At 50.9% G+C, this 9,085-nt stretch carries 7 protein-coding genes, 1 pseudogene and 1 riboswitch; of the genes and pseudogenes, 4 read left to right on the top strand and 4 right to left on the bottom strand.

The window, feature by feature from the left end; translation table 11 throughout:
* Positions 1-2: 2 nt before the first annotated feature.
* Positions 3-347 (top strand): annotated as a pseudogene (locus CPZ25_RS20270) (IS30 family transposase); the annotation flags it as partial.
* 52 nt (positions 348-399) lie between these two features.
* Here CPZ25_RS20270 and CPZ25_RS20265 read toward each other — a convergent pair.
* The 4 genes from CPZ25_RS20265 to CPZ25_RS20250 form a co-directional block, all read right to left on the bottom strand.
* A complete protein-coding gene (locus CPZ25_RS20265) occupies positions 400-1,143 on the bottom strand; it encodes a class I SAM-dependent DNA methyltransferase (protein WP_096919278.1) in 744 nt (247 codons plus the stop codon).
* A gap of 23 nt (positions 1,144-1,166) precedes the next feature.
* Entirely contained in the window at positions 1,167-2,354 is a 1,188-nt protein-coding gene (locus tag CPZ25_RS20260) for a M20 metallopeptidase family protein (protein ID WP_096919277.1), read from the bottom strand.
* Between the two features lie 122 nt (positions 2,355-2,476).
* Positions 2,477-3,301, bottom strand: a complete 825-nt coding sequence (locus CPZ25_RS20255; RefSeq protein ID WP_096919276.1) for a PRD domain-containing protein — start codon at positions 3,299-3,301, stop codon at positions 2,477-2,479.
* Positions 3,302-3,426: 125 nt separating this feature from the next.
* On the bottom strand, positions 3,427-5,658 hold the full coding sequence (locus CPZ25_RS20250; protein ID WP_096919275.1) for a PTS sugar transporter subunit IIABC: 2,232 nt from the start codon (positions 5,656-5,658) through the stop codon (positions 3,427-3,429).
* Positions 5,659-6,035: 377 nt separating this feature from the next.
* Positions 6,036-6,206: riboswitch (Lysine riboswitch) on the top strand.
* A gap of 143 nt (positions 6,207-6,349) precedes the next feature.
* Here CPZ25_RS20250 and CPZ25_RS20245 point away from each other — a divergent pair.
* The 3 genes from CPZ25_RS20245 to dapB are packed head-to-tail and all read left to right on the top strand — an operon-like array spanning position 6,350 to position 9,071.
* Positions 6,350-7,348 carry an aspartate-semialdehyde dehydrogenase gene (locus tag CPZ25_RS20245; protein ID WP_058695205.1) on the top strand — a complete coding sequence of 333 codons (999 nt, stop codon included), beginning with the start codon at positions 6,350-6,352 and terminating at the stop codon, positions 7,346-7,348.
* Between the two features lie 45 nt (positions 7,349-7,393).
* Complete coding sequence (gene dapA, locus CPZ25_RS20240; RefSeq protein ID WP_096919274.1) at positions 7,394-8,275, top strand: 4-hydroxy-tetrahydrodipicolinate synthase; 882 nt, start codon at positions 7,394-7,396, stop codon at positions 8,273-8,275.
* A 40-nt stretch (positions 8,276-8,315) separates the two neighbouring features.
* Positions 8,316-9,071, top strand: a complete 756-nt coding sequence (gene dapB / locus CPZ25_RS20235; RefSeq protein WP_096919273.1) for a 4-hydroxy-tetrahydrodipicolinate reductase — start codon at positions 8,316-8,318, stop codon at positions 9,069-9,071.
* Positions 9,072-9,085: the final 14 nt, after the last annotated feature.

Genomic DNA, 9,085 nt, shown 5'->3' with positions numbered 1-9,085 from the left:
AGACCTTTCATCATGCTTTCCCGCTGGTTTTTAAATCCATTACCATGGACAATGGCACAGAGTTTATCAATCAATCTTTGATTGAAGGTTCTATACTAAATGAGGATTTTAAGCGCACCGTTGCTTATTACTGTCACGCTTACTCTGCTTTTGAGCGCGGCAGTAATGAAAACTATAATCGCTTTATCAGGCGTTTTATTCCAAAGGGTGCTAATATTGCAAAAATAAGCAAAGCTACTATCAAAGAGATTACCGACTTTATCAATAATTATCCGCGTAAAATGTTTGGATTTCAAAGCTCTAGCTATTGTCTTAAGAACGCCCTTTCAGATTTGAACTTATTGTAATTTATTTCGCGTTTTGACTTGCAATTCAGCCAAATTTTAAAAAAATTTGAATTTATTTTTTTTCGGCCACAAACTGGACGCGGTCGCATTCGTTGCTTCCCTGCAGGAAGGTGCCAAAAGCGTAGATTTTAATATTGATAAAGCCCGCGTTCTTGAGCATGTGGTAAATTTCTTCTACTGTATAAATATACTGGCTCTGGCTTTCATCGTAACGGGAGTATCGGCCATCCTCCTCTTTTATAAAGAAGGAGAGGTCATAGTCCATACGTCCGGTTTCGAAGTCCGGCGAATTTTCCCACACGCAGTAGACATTGTCCAGGTCATAGACATAGGTATTGTCCTTGATAACCTCTTTAAACTTGACTGGGGTATTGATGTCAAAAAGGAGCAGTCCGCCGCTTTTAAGGGCATCCTGGCTGCAATAAATGAAGTTCTGAACCGCGTCCTTGTCGGGCAGGTAGTTGACGCTGTCACAGCAGGAAACCACCGCGTCAAATTCTTCGCCGATCTGAAAATTACTCATATCTCCCATGAAAAAGCGGACATTTGAAAGGCCCAGCTCGGCGATTTTCTCATCCGCGACGGTCAGCATTTCCTCGGACAAATCCACAGCGGTTACCGCGTAGTCCTTTTTTGCCAGCTCACTGGTAATGTTACCGGTGCCGCAGCCAAATTCCAGCACGCTTTTCACTTCACTTTTCGCGTTCAGCAGCAGGCGGAACACATAATCCCCCCACTGCTTATAGTCGATTTCACGCATCAGGTCATCATAGACCTGTGCAAATTCCTCATACATTCTCTTTTCTCCTCACTCTCTTTTTAAAGGGTATATTCTCCCGCTTTGGTAAGAATATTCATATAAACCTGAAGTCCTCTCAGAAGAACCTTTTCGTCAAAATTAAAGCCGTGGGTATGGAGGTTCTGGGTATAGCCTTTCTCCTCGCTGCCAGAGCCAAGACCCATGAAAACGCCGGGAATGGCCTTCCTATACATGGCGAAATCCTCGGCCAGCATCACCTTTTTAAACAGCTTCTTTTCATCCGCCTCGCCGCACAGGGGCCAGATCTGGTCGAACAGGGCCTCGCTGTTGATCACCGGGGGGTACATATCCACAAACTTAATCTCGATTTTACAATGGTACATCTGCTCGATGCCCCTGGCCATATCCACCATGCGCTGTTTCATGGCCTCCTGAACATCCTCTGAGAATGAGCGCACTGTACCGGAAAGGCTGACCTTATCGGCGATAATATTCATCCGGGTACCGCCGTTGATGGTGCCGATGGACAGCAGGGCGCTGTCGTTTGGGCTCACTGTCCGGCTTACGATTTTCTGAAGGCCCGAAACGTAGTCGGCAGTGGCTACAATGGCGTCGATCCCCTGATCTGGGTCGGCCGCGTGGCCGCTTTTTCCCAGGATATCAATATAAAATTCTGAGGTCATTGCCATCATCGGCCCCGGGGTGGTGCTGATGAGCCCTTCCTCTACAAAGGGGAACAGGTGGTAGCCAAAAATAGCTTTTGCTTTGTATTTTTCAAGCACGCCGCTCTCAACAATGGGGCCGGCCCCGCCCGGGCCCTCCTCGGCGGGCTGGAACACCAGCAGGGTGTTGCGCACTCTGGCTTCGGGGTGTTCCTTTAAATATCTGGCCACCAGAAGCACCATGCTCATATGGCCGTCGTGGCCGCAGGCATGCATCATCCCCTCATGCTCGGAAGCAAAATCCACCCCGGTTTCCTCCACGACGCCCAGCCCGTCCATATCGGTACGGATGGCGATGGTCTCGTCCAGCCCGTTCAGGCTTGGGATAAACAGGACAACGCCGGTATCGCAGACCTTCTCGGGGGTATAACCCAGCTTTTCAAGATAATCCATAATAAACGCCTGGGTTTCACGCTCATTAAAGCCCGTTTCCGGGATTTTATGTAAAGCCCGCCGGAGGCTGACGGCTTCCGGCGCATAGGCTTTGATGGCTTCAGGAAGCTTTTGGTAAAAGTCAACTGCCATGAAATCACTCCTTTTTTAAAGATTAAGCATAATTATATATTAAAGACCGGGATAACACAAGCGCACGCCCCCTCGGCCATTAAAAAAGATGACCTGCCAAAACGGCACGTCATCTTTTTCTATTAAGCGCTTCGGATACGCTCGATGTGCAGGGCCAGGTAGCTGACCTCCTTTTCGGTAAACTGCTCGCCCAGCTCATGGGACAGCTTTTCACAGATTTCTCCGGCCACCTCAAAGGCGTAGGCGCATTTTTCCTTTGTGAATTCGATCATATCGCTGTTGAGCTTCTCGTTATTGTGCACCCGGGCCAGCATACATTTAATATGGTATAAAAGCCGGTTGTAGGCAAAGGAGCCCCTGTCGATCCTGACGCCGCATTCCTTCTCGATCCGCTCGATGCTCTCCCGGATGATCACCGGAATTTTGAGCGACTGGGAAACCTGTGTGTCGCTGAGGGCTGAGTGAATGTACAGCGTAATGTAGCTGACCTCGTCGTCGGGAATGCTGTAGCCGGTACGCTCGCGGATAATCTCCCGGCCCTTTTCGGCAATGGCGTACTCTTCCTCAAAAAGCAGGCGGATATCCTCCGAAAAGGGATTGGACAGATCCATCCGGCTGTTCATACGGACAATGGAAAAGGCGATATGGTCGGCCAGGGGCAACAGAATATTGGTATCCACAGCTTTGAATTTTTCCTCGGACAGGCGGATAATATCGTTGGCAATTTCCAGGTAAACCGGATCGACCGCGCTGATGAGCTTGTCTGAGGGGCCTTTGCTGGTTTCCTTTTGCAGATGGTATTTTTTAACGCTTTTCGGGTCCTCAAAGGGCTGGTTGACTTTTTTATTAAAGCCCACGCCTTTCCCCAGAAAGATGACCTCCTCCTTGCGTCTGAGGTCAACGGCCAGAACCGCGTTGTTATTTAAAACTTTTTTGACACAGTACACTCGGTGTGTCCCCCCTTCTGTATCTTCTCGCAGAGCTGTAAAAAGGAAGGCCTTTCCTATTATAAAGAGCCTTCCTTTTGTCGTTCGCTGATGGTCTTGTTTTAGCTTTCTATCCTATTATACACTTATCCGTCAATTTCGACAACATCCATATCGGTGGTAGCGTCGCCTTTTGCCAGAATCTTCATATCCTTGCCTGCCAGCAGTCCGGTAAAGATCATGGGCACAGCCGCGGACGGGGCGTTGGCCTCGATAAAGGGCAGGTCGATGGTCAAAAGCAGATCGCCGCGTTTAACCGTATCGCCCTGCTCAACGTGTGGGGTAAAGCCTTTGCCGTCAAGATTGACTGTGTCAATGCCCACATGGATAAGCAGCTCTGTGCCGTCGGCGGATTTCATCCCGATGGCGTGGCCTGTTGGGAACAGCACCTCGATGGAGCCGTCACAGGGCGCGTGTACCTCGGAGCCGGTCGGGAATACCACAATGCCGTCGCCCAGCATTTTCTGGCTGAAGGCGTCGTCCGGGGTTTCCTCGATACTGGCAACGCGGCCGTCGATGGGGCTTGAGAAAAATTCGACAGTGCCGTTCTTCTCGGCGGCTTCTGGTCTTTCTCCGGCCTTTGTCGCTTCGGCTACGGCCACATCCAGTGACAGGTTATCCGCTTCCGGCGTTTCCAAAAATTCTTCAAGGTTTGACTTGATATTCGGTACGGTCGGGCCGTAAATGACCTGAACGCCCTGTCCCTTGATAACCACGCCGGCTGCGCCGCTCTGTTTTAAAAGGTCTTCCTTAACAAGGGATGAATCCTTCACCGTTGTGCGCAGGCGGGTGATGCAGTTGTCCAGATCCTCGATATTGTCCTTACCCCCGAGGCCCACTGTGATCATGGCTGAGACAGGGTCGCTGCCGCCTGCGGCAGGGCTGTCTTCTGTGCCGCCGCTGTTTTTTCTGGCGTCGACGTCGGCCCGGGTATAGAGCTTGATTTCTTCATCGTCATCCTCACGGCCTGGTGTTTTCAGGTTGAACTTTTTGATCAGGGTTCTGAACAGAATCCAGTAAATAAAGAAGTAAGCCACGCCAACCAGCACAATATTGACCCAGTGGGTCTTGTCATTGCCCTGGAGAATACCGAACAGGAACATATCAATAAGGCCGCCGGAGAAGGTCATGCCGACCCCAACGTTTAAAATGTGCATGAGCATATAGGAGAGCCCGCAGAGCACACAGTGGATAATATATAAGAATGGCGCCACAAACAGGAAGGTGAACTCGATGGGCTCGGTAATCCCTGTCAGGACAGCGGTCAGGGCTGCAGATAACAGCAGGCCGCCGACAAGCTTACGCTTTTCAGGCTTGGCGCACTGGTACATCGCCAGAGCCGCCCCCGGAAGCCCAAAGATCATGAACGGGAATTTACCAGACATAAAGCGGGTAGCCTCTACGCTGAACTGGGTCACGTTGCCGCTGGCCAGCTGGGCGAAGAAAATATTCTGGGCACCTTCGATCATCTGCCCGTCCACGTTCATCACACCGCCCACGCTGGTCTGCCAGAACGGGATATAAAACACATGGTGCAGGCCAAAGGGAATGAGGGCACGCTCGATAAAGCCGTAGATAAAGGTGCCGATGTAGCCGGAATTGATGACCACATTGCCGATGGCGTTGATGCCGATCTGGATATAAGGCCATACAAAGAACATTAAAACGCCCACAACCAGGTAAACTAAGGCGGTGATGATCGGGACAAAGCGGGTGCCGCCGAAGAAGGAGATCACAGACGGCAGCTTAATGTTATAGAATCTGTTGGTTAAGGCTGCTGCGCCGAGCCCGACGATGATCCCGCCGAATACCCCCATCTGCAGGGATTCGATACCGACAGTGCTCGAGATGGAGCCGGACGGCAGCAGGCGGCTGGCCACAATTTCCGTAAAGGGCTGGTTCGCGGCTAAAGCGGCTGCCCGGGCGGTTTCGTTGGCGGCGGCCAGGGTTTCCGGCGAATAGGTGCCGGTCAGGCCGATCAGGGTACTGATGACCGTGTGCATGACGAAGAAACCGATAACCCCCGCCAGCGCCGCAACGGCCTTTTCCTTCTTCGCCATGCCAATGGCAACGCCAATGGCAAAAATAATGGGCAGGTTCGCGAAAATAACATTTCCCGCCTCGCTCATAACCGTTAAAATGGTATAGACGACGGTTCCCTCGCCCATGACACTGGTGAGCCCGTAGGATTCCAGCATCACTTCATTTGTAAAGGAACCCCCGATGCCCAGCAGCAGGCCCGCTACCGGCAGAAGGGCAATTGGCAGCATGAAGGCCCGGCCCACGCGCTGCAGAACACCAAAAATCTTGTCTTTCATTTGTTTTCCTCCTCATTTTTTAATGGTGTCAGGATTTGTACTCGTTGGAAACAGAGACCCTGCGCGATTGCTATCGGATAAAACGATAACAGACTTCTCAGGCTATATACCCAATTTTGCAGGCTGGTCTCATTTCAGGCAACAAAAAAGGCATTAACTTTCAAAAAACTGTAACAAACAGCTCTTTGACAGTTAATGCCTGCATAACCAGTAACACACCATCGGTACAAATTATTTAATTGCACTTATCATACGGCACTGTTAAGAATCTGTCAAGCTTTTTTTGCAAAAATAATGTCTGCAAATTTTACATTATTTTGAATTTTTCTGTTTCTTTTCCTGTATACATCTGGTACAATAGGGATTACAAACTAATAAGTAAAGATAGAGGCGCGTTTTTAAAGAGTAACTGCCAGGATTACGACAGGGTAAAAGGAATGGCGGCCAAAGGGAAAAACGCCGAAGGGCCCGGTACTGTCAGCCGGATTCCTGGGGTTATTGTGAATAACAATAATACTGTCATCGAAAGATGGAGTGCTGTCAAAACTGCAAACTCGTTATATTTTTAACCATTCCGCGCCGTAGGGCCTCAGGGCTTACACACCGGCCGGAATCCGTGACTTTTTGCAATTTTATAGCTGGTATCTTTACTGGCTTTTTTTATTATATTTAACCAAAGGAGGATTTCTCGATGAAATCATACAACGTTGCTGTGGTCGGCGCCACTGGCATGGTCGGTCAAAAAATGCTTCAGGTTCTGGAAGAAATGAAATTTCCAGTGAATAATTTATATCCAATGGCTTCTGCCCGCTCCAAGGGTAAAACCGTTAAATACGGCGGTAAGGAATACGTGGTTGAGGAGCTCTGCGACGAGGCTTTTGACAAGGACATTGATATTGCCCTGTTCTCTGCCGGCGGCAGCACCAGCGAACGCTTTGCCCCTGCCGCTGCCAAGAGAGGCGTCATTGTCATTGACAACAGCTCTGCCTGGCGTATGGACCCGGAAGTGCCGCTGGTAGTGCCGGAGGTAAATCCCGAGGACTTAAGAGGACACAAAAACATCATCGCCAATCCAAACTGCTCCACCATCCAGGCCATGGTCGCCTTAAAACCCATCTATGACAAATACGGGATCGACCGTATCGTCTACTCTACCTACCAGGCCGTTTCCGGTTCTGGCGTCAAAGGCTACAAGGATCTGGAAGAAGGCGTAAAGGGCGCTGAAAACCAGTTTTACCCACACCCCATCGCCTACAACTGCCTGCCCCATATCGACGATTTTCTGGACAACGGCTACACCAAGGAAGAAATGAAAATGGTCAACGAAACCCACAAAATCATGCATGACGACAACATCCGCGTGACCGCTACCACTGTGCGTGTTCCGGTCTACTATGGTCATTCCGAAAGCATTAACGTTGAAACCAAAAAGCCCTTTGAGATCGAGGACGTCAAAGCTCTTTTCAAGGACGCCCCAGGCTGTGTCCTGAGAGACGACCCGGCCAACAACGTTTATCCCCTGGCCCGTGAGGCCGAAGGCACCAACGACGTCTATATCGGCCGTATCCGCCGCGATTTCAGCATCGACAACGGCATTAACTTCTGGTGTGTTGCCGACAACATCCGCAAGGGCGCAGCTGCCAACGCGGTACAGATCGCCTTTGCCTTAATCGAAGAAGGCTTAATCTAACACTTTCCGGCCCCGCGCCGGATAAAATACTGAGGAGGAATTACTATGTCCACTATTTTCACAGGAAGCTGTGTGGCCCTGGTCACACCATTCAAGGACAACAAAATCGATTTTGACCGGTTCAGAGCGCTCATCGACTGGCACATCGAAAACGGCACCGACGCCATTCTGGTGGCCGGAACCACCGGTGAGACCTCAACCCTCACCGATCAGGAGCACCTTGATCTGCTGCGGGTTGCCGGCGAACACATTGCCGGCCGCGTTCCCTATATTGCCGGTACTGGCAGTAACGATACCGCCTATTCCATTATGCTCTCAAAATACGCTGAGGAACAGGGCGCAGACGCGGTTTTAGTCATTAACCCCTACTACAACAAATCCACCCAGAAGGGGATTTACGTGCACATCAAGGCCATTGCCGACGCCATCAAGGTGCCGATCATTGTCTACAATGTGCCCAGCCGCACCGGGGCCAACATCAGCGTGTCCACCATGCAGAAGCTGGCCGAGATCCCCAATGTCCAGGCAGTCAAGGAAGCCAGCGGCGACATCAGCCAGATCACAGAAATCGCCCGCATCTGCGGCGGCAAACTGGATGTTTACAGCGGCAACGACGATCAGACCTTGCCCATCCTTTCTGTGGGCGGCAAGGGCATTATCTCCGTTTCTGCCAACATTATTCCAAAGGATATGCACGACCTGGTAGCGGCCTTTATGAGCGGCGATGTAGACAAAGCCCGGGAAATGCAGTTTAGCACGAACCTGATCAATCTGGCCATGTTCTATGAAACCAACCCGATCCCGGTTAAAACCGCCATGCGGCTACTGGGCACCGACACTGGCGAAATGCGCCTGCCCCTGGTTGAAATGGAAGAGGCCAATGAAGCGCGCCTGGTTGAAGCCCTGAAGGAATATGGACTGCTTTAATAAGGCGATTCATAAAATTTAATAAACGAGGTACTCCCCTATGCTAAATATACTCTTATCCGGCGTTGGCGGCGCCATGGGGCATATGCTCCAGACCATCATCGGTGAAGATCCGGACTGCCAGATTGTGGCAGGCTTTGACATCAACACCGATCAGGATACGCCTTTCCCTGTCTATTCCGACTTAAGCCAGTGTGAGGAAAAGGCGGATGTGATCATTGACTTTTCACACTACAAGGCCTTTGACAGCATCTTTGGCTATGCCAGAGACACCAAGACCCCCATCGTCATCGCCACCACTGGCCTCTCCGAGGCGAACCTGGCCGATATTGAAGCCGGCGGGAGGGAATTTCCGGTTTTCAGAACCGCTAACCTGAGCCTGGGCATCAACCTTCTGGCAAAAGCCCTGCGGGATATGGCAGGCGCTCTGGAGGACGGCTTTGACATTGAAATTATTGAAAAGCACCACAATAAAAAAGCCGACGCGCCCAGCGGCACTGCCCTGCTTTTGGCCGACGCGGTAAACGACGGTCTGAAAAATAAAAAGGACTATACCTTTGGGCGCCACGGCAGAGACTGCAAGCGGGAACCCCAGGAGCTAGGCATCCACGCCGTCCGCGGCGGCACCATCCCCGGCGAGCACACAGTTTTATTCGCCGGCAACGATGAGTTGATCGAAATCCACCACACGGCCCTTTCCAAAAAAGTATTTGCAAACGGTGCAGTGACCGCGGCCAAATACCTTGTAAACCAAGCCCCGGGCCTCTACAATATGGAAATGCTGATTGAAAATTAAACCACACGAAAGGA

It is taken from the genome of Eubacterium maltosivorans (assembly GCF_002441855.2).
GTDB classification, from domain to species: Bacteria; Bacillota; Clostridia; order Eubacteriales; family Eubacteriaceae; genus Eubacterium; species Eubacterium maltosivorans.
This window is presented reverse-complemented; position numbering and strand designations above follow the sequence as displayed.

Excerpts from the sequence above, each read along its gene's own strand:
- CPZ25_RS20265 (WP_096919278.1), bottom strand. The coding sequence starts at position 1,143 with ATGTATGAGGAATTTGCACAGGTCTATGATGACCTGATGCGTGAAATC.
- CPZ25_RS20260 (WP_096919277.1), bottom strand. The coding sequence starts at position 2,354 with ATGGCAGTTGACTTTTACCAAAAGCTTCCTGAAGCCATCAAAGCCTAT.
- CPZ25_RS20250 (WP_096919275.1), bottom strand. The coding sequence starts at position 5,658 with ATGAAAGACAAGATTTTTGGTGTTCTGCAGCGCGTGGGCCGGGCCTTC.
- CPZ25_RS20245 (WP_058695205.1), top strand. The coding sequence starts at position 6,350 with ATGAAATCATACAACGTTGCTGTGGTCGGCGCCACTGGCATGGTCGGT.
- dapA (WP_096919274.1), top strand. The coding sequence starts at position 7,394 with ATGTCCACTATTTTCACAGGAAGCTGTGTGGCCCTGGTCACACCATTC.
- dapB (WP_096919273.1), top strand. The coding sequence starts at position 8,316 with ATGCTAAATATACTCTTATCCGGCGTTGGCGGCGCCATGGGGCATATG.